Raw genomic sequence first — 24,171 nt, 5'->3', positions numbered from 1 at the left:
AGCCGCGCCCAACCATGGCGCGATAATCCACCGGGGATACGATCAATGCGCCTTCTGACCTCCGCGGCCGCGATCGCCGCCGTCCTGACCCTGCCGGTCGCGGCTCATGCCGCCGACGCCCCGGTTCAGGTCACGCTCGATGCGTCCAAGCCCGGCGCCGTGATCGACCGCCATGTCTTCGGCCAGTTCGCCGAGCACCTGGGCAGCGGCATCTATGGTGGTATCTGGGTCGGCAAGGAATCCACGATCCCGAACACGCGCGGTATCCGCAACGATGTCGTAGGGGCCTTGAAGGCGCTCAAGGTGCCCAACGTCCGCTGGCCGGGCGGCTGCTTCGCCGACCAGTACAACTGGCGCCGCGGTGTCGGTCCCGAGCGCAAGCCGATCGGGGCCGGCGAGCCCAACACTTTCGGCACCGACGAATTCATGGACTTCGCCCAGCAGATCGGAACCGAAGCCTATATCTCGGTCAATCTCGGCTCCAGCACCGCGCAGGATGCATCCGAATGGCTCGAGTACATGACCGCGTCGGCCGACCATGCCCTGGGCGCCGAGCGGGCCAAAAACGGTCATCCAGAGCCGTACAAGGTCGCGATCCTCGGCCTCGGCAACGAATCCTGGGACTGCGGCGGCGCGATGTCGGCGGACTTCTACGTCAACGAAATGAAGCGCTTTTCGCACTTCCTGCACAGCTATAACCCCGCCCAGCCGACGATGAAGCGCGTGGCCGTCGGACCGAGCGGCGGCGCCGAAAACTATACCGAAGAAGTCATGAAGGCGTGGAAGAGCCGTTCCTGGTCCTGGGACATCGACGCTATGTCACTGCATTTCTATGCGACGGGCGGCTGGCCGCCGCATATGGCGGACACCGGCTTTGACGAAAAGGACTATGCCGTCCTGCTGAAAGACCCGACGGCCATGGACGACATGATCAAGACGCAGTCGGCGATCATGGACAAGTACGATCCCGAAAAGAAGGTCGCCCTGGCGGTCGACGAATGGGGCGCGTGGCTGGCGCCGACGCCGGGATCGAACCCTGGCGCCCTGGCGCAGCAGAACAGCCAGCGCGACGCCGTGCTGACGGCGCTCAGCCTCAACGTCTTCGCGCGCCATGCCGACCGTGTCCGCATGGCCAATATCGCGCAGATGATCAACGTCCTGCAGGCCATGATCCTGACCGACAAGGACAAGATGGTGCTGACGCCGACCTATCACGTCTTCCACATGTACGTGCCGTTCCAGGACGCGACCTTCATACCGCTGACCTTCGACGCCGGAACCTATACGACCAATGGCGTCACCCTGCCGCGCGTCGACGCCGTGGCGGCCAAGGACAAGGCCGGCAAGGTCTGGATCGCCGTCACCAATATCGACGCGAAGTCGCCCGCGACCTTCAGCGTTTCACTGGCCGGCGTGAAAGCCGCCAAGGCTTCGGGCCAAACCCTTTCGGCGCCGAAGGTCAGCAGCATCAACACCTTCGACGCGCCCAATACCGTCGCCCCCAAGGCTCTGTCGGCCAAGGTCGCGGGCGGCAAGCTGACCATCACCGTCGCGCCGGCGTCGGTGACGGTGCTCGGCCTGAACTAGGGGGCAAAACCGGCGGGCCAAGGCTCGCCGGTTTTTTCTGCCAGTAAGGTGGGGAGTGCTCTTGGGCGCAATGCGCGGCCTCTGGCATGAGAGCGCATCCACGGCCCGGCGCTGGACCTGATCACGATCGCAAAGCGGAGCGGACGTTCGCGGCGGGACGAACGCCCGGCGCGGCCCTCGCTCGCCGCTAGATCGGCATCCGCATGATTTCCTGGTAGGCCGAGATCACCTGGTCGCGGACGGCCATCACCGTGTCGAGGCTGGCCTCGGCCGAGGAGATGGCGGTGACGACGTCGATCAACTCGGCCTTGCCGGCCGCCTGCTGGGCCATCTTGGTTTCGGCCGCCCGGGTCTGGTGCAGGGTGTCGGTCATGGCCGACTTCAGCAGGGCGCCGAAGTCCATGGCCTTCTTGGCCTCGCCGGTCCCGCCCAGCGAGGGCGCAGCCATCGAGCCCTGGGCGGCGTAGGCCTTGGCGGCCGCGAGCGCGGTGATCATCGCCTAGCTCCTTACTTGCGCAGGATGTCGAGCGTGCGCGCTTCCATGGCGCGCGACGTCTCGATGACGTTCATGTTGGCTTCGTAGGCGCGCTGCGCCTCCTTCATGTCCAGCGCCTCGACCAGGGTGTCGACATTGGGCAGCTTGACGTAGCCCTTGGCGTCGGCGGCCGGATTGCCGGGATCGTACTCGGTGCGGAAGTCGCTGCGGTCGGGATCGACCGAGGCCATGGCCACGCCCTCGCCACCGGCCACCTGGGCGGGCTTGAACACCGGCACCTGGCGGCGATACGGATCGCCGCCGGCCGTGCGGGCCGTCGAATTGGCGTTGGCGATGTTCTCGGCGATCACCCGCATACGGCCCTGCTGGGCCTTCAGGGCGCTGGCGGCGATGGCCATGGTCGCCATGGACTGGGAACGGATCTCGGTCATCTAGCGTGTTCCCCTAGCCGCCCGGCCGACGGGTGGACGTCTTCAGCATGGCCATGGACTTCTGGTAGAAGCCGACGGCCGCGTCATAGTTCATCCGCGCGTCGGTCATCTTGAGCATCTGGTCCTCGAGCGTCACCGAATTGCCGTCGAGGGTGGTCTCGCTGTCGGCCTGCTCGGGCGAGCGCCACGGGCTGACCGGCCTGGACGGGGCCATGTGCGCGGCGCTGGTGGCCATCATCTGCACGCCGCCGGTCGCCGTGGTCGAGACGGGCCCGCCGCGATAGGGCTGCCCCGCCGCCTGCTGGTCCAGCGTCGCCTTGAAGCTGTAGGCTTTCAGGTCGCGCGGCTGGTAATCCGGCGTGTCGCCGTTGGCGACGTTCTGGGCGATGACCTTCTGCCGCTGGGACAGATAGCCCATGCGGCTCTTCAGCATCGCGAAAAGGGGAATGTCGTCGGGACCCATGCCGCTCATGGTGAAGAAACAGGGTTAATCGGCCATTAAGGACCCTGCGGCACACCAGAGGTGCGGCTCCGCGCCGCGCCCTGCGCTATCCTGTTCCCCGACTCGCTTCCCGTCACTCCTTCCGCCAGGCGTCATGGACATCTTCCTACTGATCCGCGCCGTCGCCGCCCTGGCCATCACCCTGGGCCTGGTGGGGCTGGCCGGAGTGGCCCTGCGCAAGTTCGGGCCCGACGCCCTGTCGCGCATCACCGCCCTGCGCAAGGATCGCCGGATGCAGGTGATCGAGACCCTGGTGCTGGATCCCACCCGGCGCCTGGTGCTGTTCACCCTCGATGGCGAGGAGCGCCTGCTGATGCTGGGCGAGGGCCAGCTTCTGGACTGGGCGCCCGGAAAGCCCAGGAAGGGCCCCGCCCCGAAACCCGCTTCCAAGTCCTCTTCGGAGACCGTGGTCTGATGCGCGGCCTGCTCAAGCTGATCACCGGCGCCGACCCCAAGGACCTTCGCCAGGCCGCGATCATCTCGGTGCTGGCCGGGCTGATCACCGTGCTCGGGCCCGCCGTGGCCGCGGCCCAGTCGGCGATCAATGTCGACCTGGGCACCGGCGCGGGCCTTTCCGAGCGCGTGGTCCAGATGGTGGGCCTGCTGACGGTGCTGTCGCTTGCTCCGTCGATCGTGATCATGACCACCTCGTTCGTGCGGATCGTGGTGGTGCTGGGCCTGCTGCGCACCGCCATCGGCGTCCAGCAGAGCCCGCCCAACCCGGTGATCATCAGCCTGGCCCTGTTCCTGACCGCCATCGTCATGGGCCCCACCTTCGAGCAGTCGTATGACGCCGGGATCAAGCCGCTGCTGGACAAGCAGATGGAGATGCCCGAGGCGTTCGACGCCGCCGCCCAGCCGGTCAAGGTGTTCATGCTGCGCCAGGTCGACCAGGACGACCTGGCCCTGTTCATCCGCCTGTCGAAGATCGAGAAGCCCAAGACGGCCGTCGAGACGCCGCTGAAAGTGGTGACGCCGGCCTTCATGATCTCGGAGCTGAAGCGGGCGTTCGAGATCGGCTTTTTGCTGTTCATCCCGTTCCTGGTCATCGACCTGGTGGTCGCCAGCGTGCTGATGAGCATGGGCATGATGATGCTGCCGCCGGCGACGATCAGCCTGCCGTTCAAGCTGATCTTCTTCGTGCTGGTGGACGGCTGGCGGCTCGTCGCCGGCAGTCTGGTGGAGAGCTTCCAGCGCGGGTCCGGCGGCGGCTAGGGCGCTTTCGACAAAGTGGAAACCGGTTCGCGTGAAGACAGCGCGCCAAAGCAAGCGATCTAGAGAAGAAGAACAATGAGCGTTTTCGTCCTGGGCTCGATCAATCTGGACGCCGTGGCGCGGGTCGACGACCTGCCGCGGCCGGGCGAGACCGTGGCCGGCATCTCGCTGGAGCTGTTTCCCGGCGGCAAAGGCGCCAACCAGGCCGTGGCCGCCGCCCGCTTCGGCGCCCCCACCCGGCTGATGGGCGCGGTGGGCCGGGAGGACAGCGGCCCCAGCCTGAAGGCCAAGCTGGCCGGCTATGGCGTGCAGGTCTCCGACGTCGCCGAGCTGCCGTCGATCCCCACCGGCCAGGCCCATGTCTGGGTCTCGTCCAGCGGCGAGAACATGATCGTCGTCACCAGCGGGGCCAACGCCACCCTGTCGCCCCAGCATGTGGCCGCCACGCCGCTGGAGGGCCAACGCGTGCTGCTGTGCCAGCTGGAGACCCCCGCCCCGGCCATTGAGGCCCTGTTCCGCGCCGGCGTCGCCAAGGGCGCCCTGCGGATCCTGAACGCCGCCCCCGCCCTGCCCCAGGGCGCGGCGCTGTTCCCGCTGACCGATATCCTGATCCTGAACCAGACCGAGCTGGCCACCTACGCCCGGCTGGACCATGAGCCCTCGCGCCTGGAGGAAGTCAGCCGCGTGGCCCGCAAGCTGATGAGCCGTCCGGACCAGACGGTGATCGTCACCCTGGGCTCGGCCGGCGTAGCCACGGTCCGCCGCGACGAGGCCTTCCTGGTCGAGGGCCGCAAGGTCAAGGCGGTCGACACCACCGGGGCCGGCGACTGCTTCTGCGGCGCCCTGGCGGCCTGCCTGAGCACGGGCATGGACCTGCGCGACGCCGTCGAGCACGCCAACGCCGCCGCCGCCCTGTCGGTCCAGAAACCCGGCGCCGCACCGTCCATGCCCAGCCGGCGCGAGGTGGAGCAGATCCTGGCGGAGTGAGTCCTCGCCGCTGGCCAGGGCGCGCATCGTTCGCTGACACCGGACGTCGATACGCCCTAGCGTCGGCCGAGAATTATCCTACAAATGGCGCAACACATCCGACCAGGAGTCGACCCATGCGCCGCCGTGACCTTCTGAAGCTGGGGGCGGTCGCCGCCGTCGGCGTTCCCTCGGCGACCGTGGCGGCCCAGGCGGCGACCAAGGCGCCCGGCGACCCCGCCGCGCCGCCGACCGCGCCCGGTCCGCTCTCGGAGAAGACCGCGCGCGAAACCATCCTGCTCGACGCCGACTGGCGCTTTCACCACGGCGACATTCCCTTCCCCAAGGTTCGCGGCGACAGCCCGACCTATGACAGCACCAAGGCCGGCGCGGCGGGCGGCGCGGCGGCGATCAAGTACGACGACAGCGGCTGGCGCGGGCTGGACCTGCCGCACGACTTCGTGGTCGAGGGCCCGTTCGATCCCGACGAGAACCCCGCCCAGGGCTATCGCCCCAAGGGCCAGGCCTGGTACCGCAAGACCTTCACCCTGCCCGCCTCCGACCGGGGCAAGCAGTTGGAACTGCGGTTCGACGGGGTGGCGGTCAACGCCACCGTCTGGGTCAATGGCGACGTCGTGGCCCACAGCCACAGCGCCTATAGCGCGATCATCGTCGACCTGACCGCCAACGCCCACTACGGGGACACGCCCAATGTCGTCGCCGTCCGGGTCGACGCCGACCCGATCGAGGGCTGGTGGTACGAGGGCGGCGGCATCTACCGCCACGTCTGGCTGGTCAAGCGTCCGCCGGTCCATCTGGTGGCCGACGGCGTCTACGCCCATCCGCGACGCCGCGAGGACGGCCGCTGGGTGACGCCGATCGAGGCCAGCGTGGGCAACATCGCCGAAGCGGCGAAACAGGCGACGGTCGACGTCGTCCTGCTGGACCCCGACGGGCGGCCAGCGGGACAGGCGCGCGTTTCCGGAACCGTGAACGCGCTGGAGACCACGGTGCTGCGCACCGAGATCCTGGTGGACGCCCCGCGCCTATGGTCGGTCGACGACCCCGCGCTCTACAAGGTGCGCACCCGCGTCGTGGCCGACGGCCAGGACGCCGACGAACTGGTGACTCCGGCGGGCTTCCGCACCCAACGTTTCGACCCGGCCCAGGGCTTCTTCCTCAACGACAAGCCCCTGAAGATCCAGGGCGTCTGCATCCACCAGGACCATGCCGGCCTGGGCGTCGCCCTGCCCGACTCGATCATCGAATTTCGCCTGCGCCGCCTGAAGGCGTTGGGCTGCAACGCGATCCGCAGTTCGCACAACGCCCCCACCCCCGCCCTGCTGGACGCCGCCGACCGCCTGGGCTTCGTGGTGATGGACGAGAACCGGGTGTTCAATGTCAGCCCCGACTACACCCGGATGCTGTCCTGGCTGGTGCGCCGCGACCGCAACCACCCCAGCGTGGTCCTGTGGTCGGTGTTCAACGAAGAGCCCCTCCAGGGCACGGAGGCCGGCTACCAGATGGTTCGCCGCATGGCCAAGATCGTCAAGGACCTGGACGACACCCGGCCCGTCACGGCGGCGATCAACAACGGGATGTTCAACCCGGTCAACGTGACCCAGGCCGTCGATGTGGTCGGCTTCAACTACCAGATCAAGGAATATGACCGCTTCCATGCAGCCCATCCCAACCTGCCGCTGACCAGCTCGGAGGACACCTCCGCGGTCATGACGCGCGGCGAGTGGGTCACGGACATGAAGCGCAACGTCCTGGCCGCCTATGACGACGAGTTCCGGCCCTGGGGCGCCACCCATCGGGCGGCCTGGAAGGCGATCGCCGAGCGGCCCTACCTGGCGGGCGCCTTCGTTTGGACCGGGTTCGACTATCGCGGCGAGCCCCAGCCGTTCACCTGGCCAACCGCCAGCTCGTCCTTCGGGATCATGGACCTCTGCGGCTTCGAGAAGACCGCCTTTTACATTCACCAGTCGCAGTGGGTGCGCGACCGGCCGGTGCTGCACCTGGTCCCGCACTGGAACTGGACGGGCCGCGAGGGCCAGCAGATCAAGGTGATGGCCTTCACCAACTGCGACACGGTCACCCTGCGCCTGAACGGCAAGCTGATCTCCGAGCAGAAGAACAACCTCTACGAAGGCCTGACCTGGCAAGTTCCCTATGCGCCCGGCCGGCTGGAGGCCGTGGGCATGACCGGCGGCAAGGTGGTGACCCGCGCCGTGGTCGAGACCACCGGCGCGCCCGTGGCCCTGCGCCTGACGCCCGACCGCTCGGCCCTGGCCGGCGACGGGCGCGACGCCACGCCGATCCGGGTGGAGGCCGTCGACGCCAAGGGACGCCCCGTACCGACCGCCCAGACCCCGATCCAGTTCGCCATCGAAGGCGGCCGCATCATCGGCCTGGGGAATGGCGACGCCAACAGCCACGAGCCGGAAAAGGGCGACCGTCGCAGCCTCTATAACGGCCTGGCCCAGGTCATCGTGCAGACGGCCGGCGCGACGGGGCCGCTCGTGGTCACCGCCCGGGCCGAGGGCCTGAAGCCGGCTGAGGCGCGCGTCGCCGTTCGGCCCGCTTAGGCTAGGTCCTGGGCCGCAGGTTCTTGCCCAGCACGGCGACGATGATCAGCACGAAGGCGGCCAGGCGGAACAGGTAGATGCCGCCGCGCTCCTCGTGCGGCGTGCCCAGCAGAACCGGCAGGGCGTTGCCCACGGCCAGCAGGCCGAAGGCGGCCGCGAACGCCAGGAACAGTCGATCGCGCGTGCGGCGCCAGAACTTCAGGAAGAACAGGCCGGCGATCAGGAAGCCCGCGGCCAGGGCCCCGGCGATCAGACCCTCGACGGGGGTGATGGGGACGCTCATTCGTCCACCTCCCAGATGAAGCCGTACAGCAGCGTGGCGATGGCCAGGCCCGCGCTGGCCTGGCGGTAGGGCAGCAGGTTCACCTGGGCGAAGATCACCAGGTCGGCCACCAGCAGAAGATTGTTCAGGGCCAGGAAGCCGAAGCTGATCGCGGTCCATAGCAGCAGGCGCGAGCGGCTGGCGCGCCAGGCCCGGGCCAGCAGGCCCGCGCAGGTCATGCTGGCCAGCATGCAGAGGACGTAGACCACCGTCGGCGCCAGGCCGGTCACGGGGAGGCCGCTCATTGGTCTTTCCCCTTGAACTTGAAGGCGTCGGCCAGGGACTGCAGGCGCTCGGCCGGCGCCGAGATCCAGCGGATCACGGTGACAGGCTTGGCGCGGTAGGCGGCGTCCAGGTCGTCGCAGACCTGGGCCAGGACGGCGGCGGCGGGTTGGTAGCGGAAGCAGCCGCGCTCGTCGGCCGCCACCAGGCCCGCGCTCTCGAAGGCGGTAAGGTTGTCGCTCACCAGGCTGTGACTGGCCCTCAGGTCGCTGACCAGTTCCTCCACGGTCCAGCAGCGTTCCGGGTCGTGCTTGAGCCGCAGCAGCAGCTCCAGCGCCCAGACCGAGCGTACGTGCTCGCGAATGAACTGAAAGACGTCGCGGTCGACGGTCACCCGGCCCCTGCCCTCAAAACCCTCGGCTCCGGCGCCTCGGAACCCAGGCGGACAATAGGCGGCGAGCCCGCCAGAGCAAGCTTGGCCGTGGAAAATCGGAGCGGCGCACGCTCGCGACGAGGGGTCAGGCGGCGCGGATGCCGCTGTGCTGGTCGGCGGCCTGGGCCCCGACCACCGCGTCGTAGCCCAGGATCATGTCGACGTCCCGACCATTGCTGGCCAGGGGCAGGCGCAGCCACAGGATCGACATGTGCGGCGAGCCCTTCCAGGCCAGGCTGTGCACGCCCACGCCCGGGCGGCGCTCGGTGACCACCTTGTCCAGCTCGCGGCGCCAGTATTCGACCGCGGCGCTGTTGTAGACATCTTCCAGGGTGCGGCCGGTGATCTCGCGGCCATAGACCGAATAGAGACCGGTGCCGGCCAGCCGCAGGCGGTAGTCGATGGCGCCTTCGGCGCCGCGCTTGACATCGATCAGGCTGACGGTCGGCAGCATGCGCTTGATGCCGGAAGGGTGCAGGTCGACGCGCGACGGGAGGCTAGCCCCCCGGCGGAGGGACGCCCAGTAAGCGAACATCTCCTGGTGAGCGCGGGCCGCCGTGGCCGATGCGCTCAGCTGCGCGTTCATCTTCAGATTCCTTAACAAGCCGTTGGAATCACGACGATTCACTATGTCTTAAGGACCGAATCGCCGCCAGCAAAAATCACGGCCTACAGCCAAGTTTGTTGAGATGAGTCAATCCGCAAGCGGCGCGCTCGCCCTGAAAACAGGGATGCCGGAAAGAGGTCGTGAAAGGCGCAAGCAATTGTTTGAGTTAGGGTTAATGAACGCTCAGACTCACCTCTTTCAGCGCCGTCGCGACAGTCCGCGGCCCCGGTTTCGGATTTCGTTTTCCAGAGCGTTGAAGCCCAGGAACCACAACCCAGACGAGGCAATCGGCCTGAATGCGCGACGATCGCATGATAGGGTCACGCGAAGACCTCAGGGAATCCGGAGTCCGCGATGCCGAAACCCCTGCTGACCGCCCAGGCGCTCCTGGCCCGAACGCCGCGCCGAACCGCGCCCGTCGGCGACGCCGCGCCCCTCTCGGTCGCCGGTTGAGCGCGGCCATGCGCGTGGCGGTCTTCTCGACCAAGGCTTATGACCGCCGCTTCCTGGAGGCGGCCAATCGCGGCTTCGGCCATCGGCTGGACTATTTCGAGGCCCGGCTCGACGCCAGCACCGCCGCCCTGGCCGAGAGCTATCCGGCCGTCTGCACGTTCGTGAACGATCGCGTCGACGCGGCGGTCCTGGAAATCCTGGCCCGGGGCGGGACCCCGCTCGTGGCCCTGCGCTGCGCCGGGTACAACAATGTGGACCTGGAAGCGGCCGAGCGCCTGGGCGTCGCCGTCGTACGGGTTCCAGCCTATTCGCCCGAGGCGGTGGCCGAGTTCACGATCGGCCTGATCCTGGCGCTCGACCGCAACATCCCCCGGGCCTGGAACCGGGTTCGCGAGAACAACTTCGCCCTGGACGGCCTGATCGGCCGCAACCTCTCCGGCCGAAAGGTCGGGGTGGTCGGCACGGGCCGTATCGGCGCGCTGGTCGCTCGTAGCCTAAGGTCGGGTTTCGGCTGCGAGGTCTTAGCCAGCGACTTGGTCGAGGATCCCGAGTTGGTCGCGATCGGGGTGCGCTACGCCCCCGTCGATGACCTGCTGAGGGAGGTCGACCTGGTCACCCTTCACTGCCCGCTGACGCCGCAGACCCGGCATCTGATCGGCAGGCGCCGTCTGGCCGCCGCGAGGCCGGGGGTGACGATCATCAACACCAGCCGCGGGGCGCTGATCGATACGGCGGCGCTGATCGAAGGCCTGAAGTCGCGCCAAGTCGGCGGGGTCGCCCTGGATGTCTACGAACAGGAGGCCGACCTGTTCTTCGAGGATCTCTCCAACGAGATCATCCAGGACGATGTGTTCCAGCGCCTGCTGACCTTTCCCAACGTGCTGATCACGGGGCACCAGGCCTTCCTGACCGAGGAGGCGCTGTCGGCGATCGCCGAGGCCACCCTGGCCAGCATCGCCGAAGCCGAGGCGGGCGCATCCCTGACCCGCCAGGTCACCGCCCGGCAGGTCAGGGGGCAGGCTTAGCCCCGCGCCCCCGACGGGTCGGCTTCCGGCCGCCCTGGCCCAGGCCCATCTGCTTGGCCAGTTCGGAGCGCGCCTGGGCGTAGTTCGGCGCCACCATCGGGTAGTCCTTCGGCAGATCCCAGCGGGCGCGATACTGCTCGGGGCTCAAGTCGTACTTGGTGCGCAGGTGGCGCTTCAGCGACTTGAACTTGCGGCCATCCTCCAGGCAGATCAGGTAGTCCGGCGTGATCGACCGGCGGATCGACACGGCCGGTTCGCGGCTGGCCTCGCCGGTCTCGGCCGGGGTTCCCACCGTCGAAAGCGCCTGATGCACGCTGCGGATCAGGGCCGGCACATCGGCCGCCGCGATGGTGTTGCCGCCGACATAGGCGGCCACAAGGCTTGCCGTGACTTCAATAAGCTCGGATTGCTGGTCCATTATCTTGTCGCTCCCCCGACTCGTACTGGTCCGATAGGAACCAATTCTGTTTTGGATAACAGATTATTACATTTCCGCAACATAGACCTGCGAGTAACGACAGCTGGCGGCCGTTCATGGACTGTCATCGCAGGTACGCAATACAGCCTTCAGTTGACTGAGATCTCTATTTCGGACGAAACCCTAGTCCGACAATATTCGTCGAACACATTCAACGACTAAGGGAAGCTAGCGTCCAAAGTCCCTGGAGAGCGCCAGCATCGCGGCGCGCTGCGGCACCGAATATTCGTCCACGGCGGCCTCGTCGCCCTCGCGGATGGCCTTCAGCAAGGCCGGGGTCATGGCCGAGGACAGCGACCAGTTCCAGTAGCGCAGCATGGTCTGGGCGCGATCGACCGCGATGGTGTCGAAGGCCGTCAGCACGCGCTCGAGACCCGGCGTCGGCGCGCCGGAGGCGTCGGTCTCGGGCCGGCGAAGGCCGCGCCACAAGGCCCGCACGGCGCCGCGCGGCAAACCGGTGGCCTTGCACAGGATCGCCAAGGGCTCGCCGCCGGCGTCGGTGAAGATCTTCGCCCCGGTCATTGGCTTCAGACCCGACAGGTACGAGATCTCCTCGGCCGTTTCGCGAGTCATGCCGGCCTGGGCCGCGGCGATGGCGTCCTCAAGGCTGTCGTAGGGGCTCTTGGCGATGGCGGCGCGGTTTCGCTGACGCCGTTCAATGAACTGCAACGCCTTCCGCGACAGCGGGTCCTGCCAGCCTTCGGCCGAGGCCAGCGGAAACACGTCGCCGACCGCGTCCTGCAGGATCTCGCGCGACACGGCGAAGCGCTGCAGGATCGTGCGCCGCGCCTCCGCGTCCGACCACCAGAACATCACATAGGCGTGGCTGGGCCGCAGCTCGGCCCGCTTGAGCAGAAGCGGGATCAGCTGCGGATTGTCGCGCGAGGACGCGACGATGTTCTCCAGGCCCTGGTGGCTGAAACGCACCAGCTCGTTCCGGAGCAGCGCCTCGATGACCGGCGTCTCGTCCATATCGACAAGGGCGTCGGCCACCACCTCGCTAACGCCGCGACGCTGGGCGATCAGGCGACGATGGTCCTGGGTGCTGTTGTAGAGACAGCTGATCAGGTCGGCGTCGCTGAGGTTGGGCGAATGCTCCAGCAGCGCCCGGGCCACCGGCAGTTCGTCACGCAGCAGCAGGCGCACCAGCACGCCGGGCATCTCGGTCAGGTTGGCCAGGCGCCGCGCCACCTTCTCGCGCTCGCCCACCACCGCGTCGCGCAGCATCTCGACCAGCAGGTCGGCGGTCATGGCGCGCTCGAAGGCGTTGATGCGGCTGGCCGGCAGGCAGACCACGTCGGCCAGCCGCTTGAGCAGGGCGGCGCGCGAGCGCGGGATCGCGGCCGGTTCGAGTTGAGGATTGGCGAAGGGCGCGGTGAAATCGTTCATGGTCGTCCTGACGGCGGTCCGTCGTTCTCCAGCCTAGACCCGAACGCCGTTAACGTCCCATGAGCGGGCTGGAACGGGACTGTGCGCCGCTTCGCCCAGATCCGCCACCGGACGGGCGGTCAGCGCCATTGGCCAGGGCGCGAGCGCGGTTCGATCTTCAACGCATTGGCGCCGTGCACGTAGCGCTCGCGGAAGGCGTCGCGGCGGGGCGCGACCGGCGTCTCGCGGCGCTGGTCCTGGCGTGGACGGTATTCATGAACCTGGGCGCCGACCTGGAAGCCGCCCAGCAGACGCTCCAGATCCTCCGCCTCGGCGGCCAGGGCGTCGGCGGCGGCGGCCGACTGCTCGACCAGGGCCCCGTTCTGGTGGATCCCCTGGCCCATCTGGTTGACCGCGGCGTTGACGTCGGCCAGTCCGCTGGCCTGCGCCTTGGACGAGGCGGCGATCTCGCCGACCAGGTCGTTGATCTCGATCACCTGGCCCAGGATCTGGTCCAGGGTCTGGCCGGTCTCGCCCACCAGCTTGACGCCCTTGTTGACCTGCTCGCTCGACGCGCGGATCAGACCCTTGATCTCCTTGGCCGCGTCGGCCGAGCGCTGGGCCAAGGCCCGCACTTCCTGGGCCACGACCGCGAAGCCGCGGCCGGCGTCACCGGCGCGAGCCGCCTCGACGCCGGCGTTCAGGGCCAGCAGGTTGGTCTGGAAGGCGATCTCGTCGATGACGCCGATGATCTGGGTGATCGACTGCGAGGACTTTTCGATGCCGCCCATGGCCTCGACCGCCTCGCGCACCACCTGGCCGCTCTTCTCGGCGTTGGACTTGGCGCTCTGGGTCACGCCCCGCGCCTTCTCGGCGTTGTCGGAGCTGGTCTTCACCGTGACGGTGATCTGGTCGAGGGCGGCGGCGGCGCGCTCCAGGCCGCCTGACTGGCGTTCGGTGCGCTGGGCCAGGTCGTCGGCGGCCGCCGAGATGTCGTTGCAACCGGCCCGGAGACTGCTGGCCGCACCCAGGACGCCGGCCAAGACCTGCTGCAGGTTGTCGACGGCGGCGTTGAAGTCGCTGGGGATCTTGCGGGCCTCGAGGGGGAAGGCGTCCTCGCGCAAGCGCGAGATCAGGTCGCCGTCGGCCAGCTTCTCCACGCCCTGGCCCAGGGCGTTGACAGCGGTCAGCTGGGCGCGGGCATAGGTCTCGACCTCCGCCAGGTGGCGGCGCTGTTCGGCTTCGGCGGCGGCGCGCTCGGCGTCCTCGGCGGCGCGGGCCGCCCGGTCGCCAGCCAGCTTGCGCTGGACACCGTCCAGCCCCTTGGCCAGGGCCTGCACCTGTTGGTCGTCCGTGGCGGGCGACGCCAGGGGCCGGTCGTACTGGCCCGCGCCCAGGGCGTCGACCGAGCGGCTCAGGCCGTCCAGGGCGCGGCGCGTGGCGTCGTTCCAGGCCAGCAGGCCGATGGCCAGGGTCGCCACCAGGGTGGTCAGGCCGGCCATGCTGAACGACGAGACCAGGCCCGGGCCGCCGAACGCCGCCCAGCCCAGCTGGCCCAGGCCCGCCACCAGGCCGAGGACGACGATCAGCCTCCAGCCGAGAGGCAGCCGATTGAACCCGCTCATCTACGAATCTCCGCGGCCCAGCTAGGCCGTCTGCGAGAAATGGCGACTGAGTCCTAACGCCCCATTAACCATACCGGCGCCGCGACATTTTGGCGGGGCTTGACACCCGGCTCGATCGAATATAACCATTTAGTTATGGAACTGATGAGTTATGGAAACCCCGCAGGGCTCGACGCCACCTTCGCCGCCCTGGCCGATCCGACCCGGCGCGCCATCCTGGCGCGGCTGGCGACGGGAGAGGCCTCGGTCGGCGAACTGGCCGCACCGTTCGCCATGAGCCAGCCGGCGATCTCCAAGCACCTGAAGGTGCTGGAGAAGGCCGGCCTGGTCTCGCGGGGCCGTGACGCCCAGCGCCGTCCGGTGCGGGTCGAGGCCCAGCCCCTGGCCGAGGCCAACGCCTGGCTCGAGGCTTACCGACAGACCCTGGAGGCCAATTTCCAGCGTCTGGACGCCCTGCTCGACGAACTGAAAACCACCCAGGGGCGCTGAAGCGCCCGCCAACCCGGAAGAGGAACTGTCCATGCCCAGCAAGCTGACCGTCGACACGCCCGACGACCTGAAGATCGTGATCACCCGCGCCTTCGACGCGCCCCGCGACCTGGTGTTCAACTGCGTCACCACGCCCGACCTGGTGAAGCGCTGGATGACCGGCCCTCCCGGCTGGACCATGCCGGTGTGCGAGATCGACCTGCGGGTCGGCGGCAAGTACCGCTATGTCTGGCGCAATACCGAGGGCCAGGACATGGGCATGGGCGGGATCTATCGCGAGATCAGCCGGCCCGAGCGCATCGTCAGCAACGAGTTGTTCGACGAGGACTGGACCGGCGGCGAGACCGTGGCGACCATGACCCTGGCCGAGCGCGACGGCCGCACCACCCTGACCACGACGGTCGCCTACAGCTCGACGGCCGCGCGCGACGCGGCCCTGCGGTCCGGCATGACCGAAGGCATGGAGATGGGCTACGCCAACCTCGACGCCCTGCTCAAAACCGTCTGACGCACCAAGACAGACAAGGTCGCAGTGGCGGGCCACGGCCTTGCCGTCGTCCCGCCGGAACCTCCGAAGGAGACCCTTTATGACCAATCTCGCCCAGAGCGCGCCTCTCCAGAGCGCCCCTCCCCGCCGGCTCGGCCGGAGCCTCGTCGCCGTGGTCGCCGGTTTCGCGGCCGTGGTGGCGCTGTCGACCGCCACCGACGCCGTCCTGCACGCGGCCAAGGTCTATCCGCCGACCGAGCAAGGCTTGCACGATCCGCTGCTCGCCCTGCTGGCCGTGGCCTATCGCAGCGTCTTCACCCTGCTGGGCGGCTGGATCGCCGCCAGGCTGGCGCCGAACGCGCCGCTGCGTCATGCCGGCGTCCTGGGCCTGCTGGGCCTGGTCGCCGGCACGGCGGGGGTGATCGCCACCTGGAACCTCGACCTGGGGCCGCGCTGGTATCCGATCGCCCTTGCGCTCAGCGGCCCGATCCTCTGCTGGCTAGGCGGCCTGCTGGCGGTGCGAGGCCGCGCCTCGTGACACCATGACTTGACCCCGCGCCCCGCGGGCGTCACTTAGGCCCCGGACCAGATGGTCGGGCGGCCGCGGCATCCTTGGATGTCGAGGAAAGTCCGGGCTCCACGGTGACAAGGCGGCGGGTAACGCCCGCCGGGAGCGATCCCAGGGATAGCGCCACAGAAAGCAAACCTCCTCCCTTCGGGGCGGGAAGGGTGAAAGGGTGGGGTAAGAGCCCACCGCGGACCTGGCAACAGGGACGGCATGGCAAGCCCCGCCTGGAGCAAGACCGAATAGGGACCCCGCGCCGGCCTCGCGTCGGATAGGCCGTCACTGGCCGAGAGGGTCCGGGTAGGTCGCGAGAACCGTCCAGCAATGGGCGGTCCAGAGGAATGGCCGTCTCGCGGCTGTCCTGCCTTCGGGGCATGGCAGCCGTAGACAGAACCCGGCTTACAGACCCTCTGGTCCATTTCACCCCCATTCGGGCGCGTAAAGAGCGGGTTTCAGCCCCGCCTCTCCCTCGACGCCGACAGCCCAACCAGGCGCGCCGTTGCCCACAAGGCGTTTCGCAGAGTCTAGCCCTCGCTAATTATTAACAAGTTCTATGTATGTTCTGTGGATAGATTCACGAGCTCTGTGAAAGAGCTTCCAGACACCCTTGTTTTGACGGTCAAACGGCCGTTGGTGTCATTGTATCCCAATCAATCCCATGTTAACCCATCTGCTGTCGGGGCGATCGCGGCAGGCGTCCCGTGGCGGGCTTTAACAGGGGTAGCGAGGTGTTTCTCTCGACGTTCGAGAAGCAGCTGGACAGCAAGCGGCGCATCGTCGTGCCGCAGGACTTCCGCGCCGCGCTCTCGGGCCCGTTCGACGGGATCTTCTGCTTCCCCTCCATCGAGGCCGACTGCCTGGAAGCCGGCGGGAAAAGCCTGTTCGACCGCTATCAGAGCGTGATCGACGAGCTGCCGTTCGGCGATCCGCTGCGCTCGGCGCTGGAGACCAGCGTGCTGGGCGGCATGGCGCGGCTGTCGTTCGACACCGCCGGCCGGATCACCCTGCCCGACACCCTGTGCGAGATGTTCGGCCTGACCGACTGGGTCGCGGTGGTCGGCCTGGGCGAGCGGTTCCAGATCTGGTCGCGCGAGGCCTTCCAGGCCCACCGCGCCGCCCAGCGCGAACTGGCCCGCGACGGCCTGGCCGCGATGCGCGCCCAGCAGCGCGTCGCCCGGATCGGGGGCGCGGCGTGAGCGAGCTCGAAACCCTTCAGGAGCCCGGCGCGCCGCACGTCTCGGTCCTGCTCGACGAGGTGGTCTCGGCCCTGGCCGCCGGACCGGGCGATATCGTCGTGGACGGCACCTTCGGGGCCGGCGGCTACACCCGCGCGATCCTGGCGACCGGCGCCTCGGTGATCGCCTTCGACCGCGACCCGACGGTGCAGCGCTTCGCCGCTGAGTTTTCCGCGGCGGATGGTCGCTTTCGGCTGATTCAGGACCGGTTCTCGCAAATCACCGCGTATCTGGAGGATGCGTCGGCGGACGGCGTAACCCTGGATCTTGGCGTGTCTTCCATGCAGCTCGACGAGGCTGAGCGCGGCTTTTCCTTCATGCGAGACGGCCCCCTGGACATGCGCATGGGCGCCGACGGCCCGACGGCCGCCGACCTCGTCAACGAACTGGACCCGGTCGAGCTGGCCCGCATCCTCTATGTCTACGGCGAGGAGCACGCCTCGCGCCGCATCGCCAGCTTCATCGTCAAGCGTCGGGCCGAGCGTCCGTTCACGCGCACCCTGGACCTGGCCCACGTGATCGAGCGCGCCCTGGGCGGCCGCAAGGGCGCCAAGGTCCACCCGGCCACCCGCTCGTTCCAGGGCCTGCGGATCGCGGTCAACGCCGAGCTGGAGGAACTGGAGGCCGGCCTGGCCGCCGCCGAGCGCGTGCTCAAGCCGGGCGGTCGGCTGGCGGTGGTCACCTTCCATTCGCTGGAAGACCGCATCGTCAAGAATTTCCTGGCCGAACGGGCCGGCCGCACCCCCGGCGGCTCGCGCCACGCGCCGCCGGTCGAGGCCGGCGCCCCGTCCAGCTTCCAGCTGATCTCGTCCAAGGCGATCGCGCCGGGCGAGGCCGAGCTGGCCGTCAACCCTCGCGCCCGCTCCTCCAAGCTGCGCGCCGCCGTGCGTACGCAGGCTCCGGTCTGGAGCGCCGCATGAGCCTGTCGAGCATGTTCGACCGCCGCGTGCGGGGTTTCCGGGTCGTCGAGCTGGTCTGTCTGACCATCCTGCTGGTGCTGGTCCTGGGCGTCTACATGGCCAAGACCTTCGCCGGCCGCGAGCGGGCCCAGATCGCCGAGGTCGAGCGCCAGATCGAGGACGAGAAGGTGCGCGTGCGCCTGCTCAAGGCCGAGGTCGCCTATCTGGAGCAGCCGCGCCGCATCGAGCAACTGGCCCAGCAGCTGCAGCTGGCGCCGATCAAGCCCGAGCACGAGACCACCGAGGACGCCCTGATCGACGTGGCCCGCCACGCGCCCGCCGCCCACGCCCCGGCCTCGCCGACGGCGGCGGCCAACACCGACGCGGCGGCGGCTGAGGCCCCCGAGTCGACGCCCGACGACTATCCGTCGCCCGAACAGTCCTCCACGGAGGCGCCGCGATGAGCCTGGCCAACCTCGCCCCCGGCGGCGCGCCCGCGGCCTGGCGCTGGCTGATCGAACGGGTCTGGCGGCTGGAGCACGCCTTCGAGCGTTCGCGCGCCGCCGCCCGGCCCGAGGACGACACCCGCATCCGCATCTTCTTCGTCATGGCCATCTTCGGCCTCGCGTTCACCGTGCTGGCCCTGGGCGCCACCTGGGCGGCGGTGTTCTCCAAGGTCGGCGGCAACGGATACCTGGCCTCGACCGACGGCGCGCGGGGCGATCTGGTCGACCGCAACGGCCAGCTGCTGGCGGTCGACCTGACCCACTACGCCCTCTACATCAATCCCAAGGACGTCTGGGACGCCAAGGCCACGCGCAAGGCCCTGGCCAAGGCCTTGCCCCAGGTGCCGGCCAAGCGCCTGGACCAGGTGGTGTTCGCCGACCGCCGCGGTTTCCTGGTCGGCGGCATGACCCCGGCCGAGAAGGACGCCATCTTCGACCTGGGCCTGCCCGGCGTCGAGTTCGAGGAGCAGGCCGCGCGGGTCTACCCGCTGGGCGCCAGCGCCGCGCACTTCATCGGCTTCGTCGACAAGGGCGGCAAGGGCCTCTCCGGCGCCGAGAAGGCCCTGGACAAGCCGGTGCGCGACGCCGCGGCCAAGGGTCCCGACGGCGCGATCCCGCTGTCGATCGACCTGCGCGTCCAGGCCGCCCTGGAGGACGAGGTCCGCAAGGCCGCCATCGAGTTCCAGGCCAAGGACGCGGTCGGCATCGTCACCAACGTCCATACGGGCGAGATCCTCGGCCTGGTCAGCTATCCGGACTACGACCCCAACCAGCTGAACCAGGCCTCGGCCGAGCAGATGACCAACCACGCGGCCGCATCGGTCTACGAGATGGGCTCGACCTTCAAGGCCTTCACTGTGGCCATCGGCCTGGACACCGGCGCGGCGACGCCGGCCTCGACCTTCGACGCCCGCGAGCCTTTCAAACTGGGCTACCGGACGATCCACGACTTCCACGCCGCGCGGAAGATCCTCACCCTGGTCGAGGTGTTCCAGCACTCGTCCAACATCGGCACCGCCATGCTGGCCGAGCGGATCGGCGGCGAGCGCCTGAGCCGCTACTTCAACGCCCTGGGCCTGACCCGGCCGGCCAAGGTGGAGCTGCTGGAATCGGCCCGTCCTCTGACCCCGAAGAAGTGGGACGACGACGCCGTCGCCTCGACCTCGTTCGGCCACGGCATCAATGTCTCGCCGCTGGCCCTGGCCCAGGCGATGGGCGCGCTGCTGAACGGCGGCACTCTGCAGCCCCTGACCATCCACAAGCTGCCCCAAGGCGTGCGTCCGGAAGCGCCCCGCGCGATCTCGGAGGAGACCTCGCAGCAGATGCTGCAGATCATGCGCGCCAACGTCACCGGCGGCAGCGGCAAGTCGGCCAACATTCCCGGCCTGTCGGTGGGCGGCAAGACCGGCACCGGCGAGAAGTACGACCCGGCGATCCGCGGCTACAACCACCAGCGCCAGGTCTCGTCGTTCGCGGCGGTGTTCCCCACCGAGGGCGCGCTCGAGGCCGATCGCTACTTCGTGCTTGTGCTGCTGGACGAGCCCAAGGGCAACGCCAAGACCCACGGCTTCTCGACGGGCGGCTGGGTGTCCGCGCCGGCCGCCGGCCGGGTCATCGACCGCATCGCCCCGTTCCTCGGCGTCCGCCGCCAGACCGACATCTTCACCGTGGCCGCCCAGCAGCCGAAAGCCGCACCGGAGGCGGGACTTTGAGCAAGACGCTTTCGCAGATCCTCAACCGGCCTTGCGCGACCGACCCCGTGATCACCGGGGTCACCGCCGACAGCCGCAAGGTGCGTGAAGGGTTCCTGTTCGCCGCCCTGCCCGGCAGCAAGGTCGACGGTCGCACGTTCATCCCCGGGGCCATCGAGTCCGGCGCGACCGCTGTCCTGGCGCCGGACGATGTCGAGGGCCTGTCGGTCCCGGTGGTCCACGCCGGCGACCTGCGCCGCGCCTACGCCCTGGCCGCCGCCCAGTTCTGGGCCGAACAGCCGGCGACCTGCGTGGCGGTGACCGGCACCAACGGCAAGACCTCGGTCGCCGGCTTCTGCCGCCAGATCTACGCCCGCCTGGGCCGCAAGTCCGCCAGCATGGGCACCCTGGGCGTGGTGGTCGGCGAGGCGGGCAAGCCGGACCTGCAGCTGACGCCGCCCGGCCTGACCACGCCGGACGCCGCCGACGTCGCCGAGATGATGGCCAGGCTGGCGAGCATGGGCGTCACCCACCTGGCGGTGGAGGCTTCGTCGCACGGCATCGACCAGCGCCGCCTGGACGGCGTGCGCCTGGCCGCCGCCGGCTTCACCAACTTCACCCAGGACCACCTGGACTATCACGGCACCATGGGCTGCTACCGCGCGGCCAAGCTGCGGTTGTTCGAGACCCTGCTGCCGCGGGCCAGCACGGCCGTTCTGAACGCCGACAGCGACGCCTTCCCGGCCTTCGCCTCGGCCGCCGTCACCTCGGGCCAGTCCCTGCTGACCGTCGGCCACGAGGGGCAAGGGCTGAAGCTGGTCGAGCGCACCCCCGTACCGGAAGGCCAGCGCCTGAAGATCGCCGCCCAGGGGCGCGCGTTCGAGGTGCTGCTGCCCCTGGCCGGCGACTTCCAGGCCTCGAACGTGCTGGTCGCGGCCGGCCTGTGCGTCGCCACCGGCGAGGACCTTGAGGCGGTGATCGCCGCCCTGGCCACCCTCGAAGGCGCGGCCGGCCGGCTGCAGCGGGTCGGGACCGGCGCGCGGGGCGGCGAGGCCTATGTCGACTATGCCCACACCCCCGACGGCCTGGAGACGGTGCTGGCCGCCCTGCGCCCCCACACGCGCGGCAAGCTGATCGTGGTGTTCGGGGCCGGCGGCGACCGCGACCGGGGCAAGCGGCCGCTGATGGGCGAGATCGCCGCGCGCCTGGCCGACGTGGCCATCGTCACCGACGACAATCCCCGCTCCGAGGAGCCAGCTTCGATCCGCGCCGCCATCCTGGCCGCCGCGCCCGGAGCCAAGGAATATGGCGACCGCCGCGAGGCCATCCGGGCCGGCGCGGCCCTGCTGGCCGACGGCGACGTGCTGGTGGTGGCCGGCAAGGGCCACGAGCAGGGCCAGCTGGTGGCCGGCGTCAATCATCCGTTCGACGACGTCACCGAGACGGCCCAGGCGCTGGAGGCCGCCCATGCGTGAGATCCTCTGGACCGCCGACGAGATCGCCGCCGCCACGGGCGGCCAGGTGCTGGCCGATTTCGCGGCCACCGGCGTGTCGATCGACAGCCGCAGCCTGGAGCCCGGCGACCTGTTCGTGGCCTTGACCGGCGCGCGGGACGGCCATGAGTTCGTCGTCCAGACCGCCGACAAGGGCGCGGCCGGGGCGCTGATCTCCAGGCCCGTGGCCATCCCGGCCGTGCTGGTCGAGGACACCTTCCGCGGGCTGGAGCGCCTGGGCGTCGCCGCCCGCGAGCGCGCGCCCCAGGCGCGGCGCGGCGCGGTGACAGGCTCGGTCGGCAAGACCAGCGTCACCCGCGCCGTCGAGGCGGGCCTGCGCCGCGCGGGCAAGGCCCATGCCTCGATCAAGTCGTACAACAACCATATCGGCGTGCCCCTGACCCTGGCGCGGATGCCGCGCGACACCCAGCGCGCGGTGTTCGAGGTCGGCATGAACCACGCCGACGAGATCACCCCGCTGTCGGGCTTCATCCGGCCCCACGCCGTGGCCATCACCACCGTCGGGCCCGTCCACCTGGAGAACTTCGCCGACGGCGAGGAGGGCGTCGCCCGGGCCAAGGCCGAGATCTTCGCCGGGCTGGAGCCGAACGGCGTGGCCGTGCTGAACGCCGACAACCCCTGGTTCGGCCTGCTGAAGGCCGAGGCCGAGAAGGCCGGCGCCCAGGTCTGGAGCTTCGGCACCGGCGAGGGCGTCACCGCCCAGCTGACCGTGTTCGCTTCCGGCGCGCAGGGCGCCCAGGTCACCGCCGTGGTGCGCGGCGAGACCCTCCACTTCCCGATCCTGCAGACCGGCGTCCACTGGGGCCTCAACAGCCTGTGCGTGCTCTTGATGCTGGAGGCCCTGGACGTCGACCGCGAGACGGCCCTGGCCGCCCTGGCCGAGTTCGAGCCGATCGAGGGCCGCGGCGCCGAGCGCATGGTCCGGATCCCCGGCGGGACCTTCACCCTGGTCGACGAGAGCTACAACGCCAATCCGGTGTCGATGCAGGCCGCCCTGGCCACCCTTGGCGCACGCAACGTGGCCGGACGGCGCATCGTCGTCCTCACCGACATGCTGGAGCTGGGCCCCCAAAGCGCCCGATTCCACGGCGATCTAGTCAGCCCGATCGCGGCCGCCGGCATCGACCTGGTGTTCTGCGCCGGACCGTTAATGAAATCTTTATGGGAAGCGCTTCCGCCGACTCGGCGAGGCGCGTACGCCCAGAGCGCCGCCGAACTCGCGCCCCAGGTCGCTTCGGCGATGCGGGCGGGCGATGTGGTGATGGTGAAGGGATCGAACGGGTCGAAGGCGGGGGCCGTGGCCGCCGCCCTGGGCGCGCTCGACCTCGAAGGACAGGACTGATGCTGTATTTCCTCTACGAGTGGCTGTCGCGCGGCGGGCACGAGCACGTCCCGGTCCTCAACCTGCTGAAATACCTGACCTTCCGCACCGGCATGTCGATGCTGACCGCCTATATCGTGGCGGTCGCCATGGGCTCGCGCTTCATCCGCTGGATGAAGGCCAAGCAGGGCAAGGGTCAGCCGATCCGCACCGACGGCATCGCCCGCCACGTCACCGAGAAGGCCGGCACCCCCACCATGGGCGGCTTCATGATCCTGGCCGGTCTGTTCGTCGGCTCGCTGCTGTTCGGCGACCTCAAGAACGTCCATGTCTGGGTGGTGCTGGGCATCACCGCCGCCTTCGGCGTGCTGGGCTTCATGGACGACTACGCCAAGGTGACAAAGCAGACGACCGCCGGCCTCTCCAGCGGCCAGAAGCTGGTCGCTCAGTTCATCGTCTCGATCCTGGCGGCCGTTGTGCTGATCATCTTCGCTCCCAAGTCGCCGACCACGCTGGGCCTGGAGACCTCGGTGGTCTTCCCGATCCTGAAGAACCTGGTGATCAATCTGGGCTGGTTCTATGTGGCCTTCGCCGCGATCACGATCGCCGGCTTCTCCAACGCCGTGAACCTGACCGATGGCCTGGACGGCTTGGCCATCGTGCCGGTGATGTTCGCCGCCTCGACCTTCGGCCTGATCGCCTACCTGGTCGGCAACGTGAAGTTCGCCGACTATCTGAACCTGCACTACGTGCCCAGCGTCGGCGAGCTGGCCGTGTTGTGCGGCGCGATCATCGGCGGCGGCATGGGCTTCCTCTGGTACAACGCCCCGCCGGCCAAGATCTTCATGGGCGACACCGGCTCGCTGGCCCTGGGCGGGGCCCTGGGCTCGATCGCCGTCTGCGCCAAGCATGAGCTGGTGCTGGGTATCGTCGGCGGCCTGTTCGTGGCCGAGGCGCTGAGCGTCATGATCCAGGTCGCCTACTTCAAGAAGACCGGCAAGCGCATCTTCCTGATGGCGCCGATCCACCACCATTTCGAGAAACTTGGCTGGGCCGAGAGCACCGTCGTCGTCCGCTTCTGGATCGTGGCGATGATGCTCAGCTTCGTCGGCCTCGCCACCCTGAAGCTGAGATAGGAAGGGG

Annotated in this window: 26 protein-coding genes and 1 other RNA gene; 17 read left to right on the top strand and 10 right to left on the bottom strand. The window is 69.0% G+C overall.

Annotated features, from left to right (window positions below):
- Positions 1-45: 45 nt before the first annotated feature.
- Positions 46-1,587 (top strand): alpha-N-arabinofuranosidase, encoded by a 1,542-nt coding sequence (locus tag G3M57_RS06225; protein WP_163229457.1) that lies wholly within the window; start codon positions 46-48, stop codon positions 1,585-1,587.
- Between the two features lie 187 nt (positions 1,588-1,774).
- On the opposite strand, the gene fliE is transcribed toward G3M57_RS06225, so the two are convergent.
- The 3 genes from fliE to flgB are packed head-to-tail and all read right to left on the bottom strand — an operon-like array spanning position 1,775 to position 2,977.
- Entirely contained in the window at positions 1,775-2,083 is a 309-nt protein-coding gene (gene fliE / locus G3M57_RS06220) for a flagellar hook-basal body complex protein FliE (RefSeq protein WP_018113273.1), read from the bottom strand.
- Between the two features lie 11 nt (positions 2,084-2,094).
- Positions 2,095-2,514 (bottom strand): flagellar basal body rod protein FlgC, encoded by a 420-nt coding sequence (gene flgC / locus G3M57_RS06215; protein WP_035073623.1) that lies wholly within the window; start codon positions 2,512-2,514, stop codon positions 2,095-2,097.
- Positions 2,515-2,527: 13 nt separating this feature from the next.
- Entirely contained in the window at positions 2,528-2,977 is a 450-nt protein-coding gene (flgB, locus tag G3M57_RS06210; RefSeq protein ID WP_163229455.1) for a flagellar basal body rod protein FlgB, read from the bottom strand.
- A 133-nt stretch (positions 2,978-3,110) separates the two neighbouring features.
- Between flgB and G3M57_RS06205 the strand changes: the two genes are divergently transcribed.
- From G3M57_RS06205 to galA, 4 genes are all read left to right on the top strand, one after another.
- Positions 3,111-3,431 (top strand): flagellar biosynthetic protein FliO, encoded by a 321-nt coding sequence (locus tag G3M57_RS06205; RefSeq protein WP_163233665.1) that lies wholly within the window; start codon positions 3,111-3,113, stop codon positions 3,429-3,431.
- The gene (fliP, locus tag G3M57_RS06200; RefSeq protein ID WP_373287736.1) at positions 3,431-4,231 is read left to right on the top strand and encodes a flagellar type III secretion system pore protein FliP; all 801 of its coding nucleotides are present in this window, start codon (positions 3,431-3,433) and stop codon (positions 4,229-4,231) included. The genes G3M57_RS06205 and fliP overlap by 1 nt, the downstream gene beginning before the upstream one ends.
- A 75-nt stretch (positions 4,232-4,306) precedes the next feature.
- Entirely contained in the window at positions 4,307-5,218 is a 912-nt protein-coding gene (locus G3M57_RS06195) for a ribokinase (RefSeq protein WP_056759196.1), read from the top strand.
- Between the two features lie 116 nt (positions 5,219-5,334).
- Complete coding sequence (galA, locus tag G3M57_RS06190) at positions 5,335-7,788, top strand: beta-galactosidase GalA (protein WP_163229453.1); 2,454 nt, start codon at positions 5,335-5,337, stop codon at positions 7,786-7,788.
- A 1-nt stretch (position 7,789) separates the two neighbouring features.
- Here the strand turns inward: galA and G3M57_RS06185 are convergent, their stop codons facing one another.
- The 4 genes from G3M57_RS06185 to mopJ form a co-directional block, all read right to left on the bottom strand.
- The gene (locus G3M57_RS06185; protein ID WP_056759200.1) at positions 7,790-8,071 is read right to left on the bottom strand and encodes a DUF5985 family protein; all 282 of its coding nucleotides are present in this window, start codon (positions 8,069-8,071) and stop codon (positions 7,790-7,792) included.
- Positions 8,068-8,355, bottom strand: coding sequence for a DUF5985 family protein (locus tag G3M57_RS06180; protein ID WP_163229451.1), 288 nt, complete (start codon positions 8,353-8,355; stop codon positions 8,068-8,070). Before G3M57_RS06180 ends, G3M57_RS06185 begins: the two co-directional genes overlap by 4 nt.
- Complete coding sequence (locus G3M57_RS06175; protein ID WP_056759204.1) at positions 8,352-8,726, bottom strand: hypothetical protein; 375 nt, start codon at positions 8,724-8,726, stop codon at positions 8,352-8,354. Before G3M57_RS06175 ends, G3M57_RS06180 begins: the two co-directional genes overlap by 4 nt.
- Positions 8,727-8,850: 124 nt before the next feature.
- Positions 8,851-9,357 carry a motility/cell cycle regulatory protein MopJ gene (gene mopJ / locus G3M57_RS06170; protein WP_156402299.1) on the bottom strand — a complete coding sequence of 169 codons (507 nt, stop codon included), beginning with the start codon at positions 9,355-9,357 and terminating at the stop codon, positions 8,851-8,853.
- Between the two features lie 476 nt (positions 9,358-9,833).
- On the opposite strand from mopJ, the gene G3M57_RS06165 reads away from it, so the two are divergent.
- The gene (locus tag G3M57_RS06165) at positions 9,834-10,850 is read left to right on the top strand and encodes a 2-hydroxyacid dehydrogenase (RefSeq protein WP_163229449.1); all 1,017 of its coding nucleotides are present in this window, start codon (positions 9,834-9,836) and stop codon (positions 10,848-10,850) included.
- Here G3M57_RS06165 and G3M57_RS06160 read toward each other — a convergent pair.
- The 3 genes from G3M57_RS06160 to G3M57_RS06150 form a co-directional block, all read right to left on the bottom strand.
- Positions 10,834-11,268, bottom strand: coding sequence for a Ros/MucR family transcriptional regulator (locus tag G3M57_RS06160; protein ID WP_163229447.1), 435 nt, complete (start codon positions 11,266-11,268; stop codon positions 10,834-10,836). The two genes, G3M57_RS06165 and G3M57_RS06160, sit on opposite strands and share 17 nt — an antisense overlap.
- A 228-nt stretch (positions 11,269-11,496) precedes the next feature.
- Entirely contained in the window at positions 11,497-12,717 is a 1,221-nt protein-coding gene (locus tag G3M57_RS06155; protein WP_163229444.1) for a DUF2336 domain-containing protein, read from the bottom strand.
- Between the two features lie 119 nt (positions 12,718-12,836).
- Positions 12,837-14,321, bottom strand: coding sequence for a methyl-accepting chemotaxis protein (locus tag G3M57_RS06150; protein ID WP_163229442.1), 1,485 nt, complete (start codon positions 14,319-14,321; stop codon positions 12,837-12,839).
- A 144-nt stretch (positions 14,322-14,465) separates the two neighbouring features.
- On the opposite strand from G3M57_RS06150, the gene G3M57_RS06145 reads away from it, so the two are divergent.
- The 11 genes from G3M57_RS06145 to mraY all read left to right on the top strand — a co-directional run bounded on the left by G3M57_RS06145 (position 14,466) and on the right by mraY (position 24,164).
- Positions 14,466-14,810, top strand: coding sequence for an ArsR/SmtB family transcription factor (locus G3M57_RS06145; protein ID WP_057184050.1), 345 nt, complete (start codon positions 14,466-14,468; stop codon positions 14,808-14,810).
- A 31-nt stretch (positions 14,811-14,841) separates the two neighbouring features.
- Positions 14,842-15,318, top strand: a complete 477-nt coding sequence (locus G3M57_RS06140; RefSeq protein WP_163229440.1) for an SRPBCC family protein — start codon at positions 14,842-14,844, stop codon at positions 15,316-15,318.
- Between the two features lie 79 nt (positions 15,319-15,397).
- On the top strand, positions 15,398-15,835 hold the full coding sequence (locus tag G3M57_RS06135) for a hypothetical protein (RefSeq protein ID WP_163229438.1): 438 nt from the start codon (positions 15,398-15,400) through the stop codon (positions 15,833-15,835).
- A 47-nt stretch (positions 15,836-15,882) separates the two neighbouring features.
- Positions 15,883-16,280, top strand: an RNA gene (gene rnpB / locus G3M57_RS06130) — RNase P RNA component class A.
- Positions 16,281-16,590: 310 nt separating this feature from the next.
- Positions 16,591-17,058 (top strand): division/cell wall cluster transcriptional repressor MraZ, encoded by a 468-nt coding sequence (locus G3M57_RS06125; RefSeq protein ID WP_056759221.1) that lies wholly within the window; start codon positions 16,591-16,593, stop codon positions 17,056-17,058.
- Complete coding sequence (rsmH, locus tag G3M57_RS06120; RefSeq protein ID WP_056759223.1) at positions 17,055-18,017, top strand: 16S rRNA (cytosine(1402)-N(4))-methyltransferase RsmH; 963 nt, start codon at positions 17,055-17,057, stop codon at positions 18,015-18,017. The genes G3M57_RS06125 and rsmH overlap by 4 nt, the downstream gene beginning before the upstream one ends.
- Positions 18,014-18,460: a cell division protein FtsL gene (ftsL, locus tag G3M57_RS06115; RefSeq protein WP_056759224.1), complete on the top strand. Its 447-nt coding sequence runs from the start codon at positions 18,014-18,016 to the stop codon at positions 18,458-18,460. Before rsmH ends, ftsL begins: the two co-directional genes overlap by 4 nt.
- Positions 18,457-20,214 carry a peptidoglycan D,D-transpeptidase FtsI family protein gene (locus G3M57_RS06110; protein ID WP_163229436.1) on the top strand — a complete coding sequence of 586 codons (1,758 nt, stop codon included), beginning with the start codon at positions 18,457-18,459 and terminating at the stop codon, positions 20,212-20,214. Before ftsL ends, G3M57_RS06110 begins: the two co-directional genes overlap by 4 nt.
- Complete coding sequence (locus G3M57_RS06105) at positions 20,211-21,668, top strand: UDP-N-acetylmuramoyl-L-alanyl-D-glutamate--2,6-diaminopimelate ligase (protein ID WP_163229434.1); 1,458 nt, start codon at positions 20,211-20,213, stop codon at positions 21,666-21,668. Before G3M57_RS06110 ends, G3M57_RS06105 begins: the two co-directional genes overlap by 4 nt.
- Positions 21,661-23,049 (top strand): UDP-N-acetylmuramoyl-tripeptide--D-alanyl-D-alanine ligase, encoded by a 1,389-nt coding sequence (locus tag G3M57_RS06100; protein ID WP_163229432.1) that lies wholly within the window; start codon positions 21,661-21,663, stop codon positions 23,047-23,049. Before G3M57_RS06105 ends, G3M57_RS06100 begins: the two co-directional genes overlap by 8 nt.
- Positions 23,049-24,164, top strand: a complete 1,116-nt coding sequence (gene mraY / locus G3M57_RS06095; protein ID WP_056759231.1) for a phospho-N-acetylmuramoyl-pentapeptide-transferase — start codon at positions 23,049-23,051, stop codon at positions 24,162-24,164. The genes G3M57_RS06100 and mraY overlap by 1 nt, the downstream gene beginning before the upstream one ends.
- Positions 24,165-24,171 lie beyond the last annotated feature (7 nt).

Origin of the sequence: Caulobacter rhizosphaerae (assembly GCF_010977555.1) — a bacterium.
Taxonomy (GTDB): domain Bacteria; phylum Pseudomonadota; class Alphaproteobacteria; order Caulobacterales; family Caulobacteraceae; genus Caulobacter; species Caulobacter rhizosphaerae.
The sequence above is the reverse complement of the archived record's forward strand: the minus strand, read 5'-3'. Positions and strand labels throughout refer to the sequence as shown.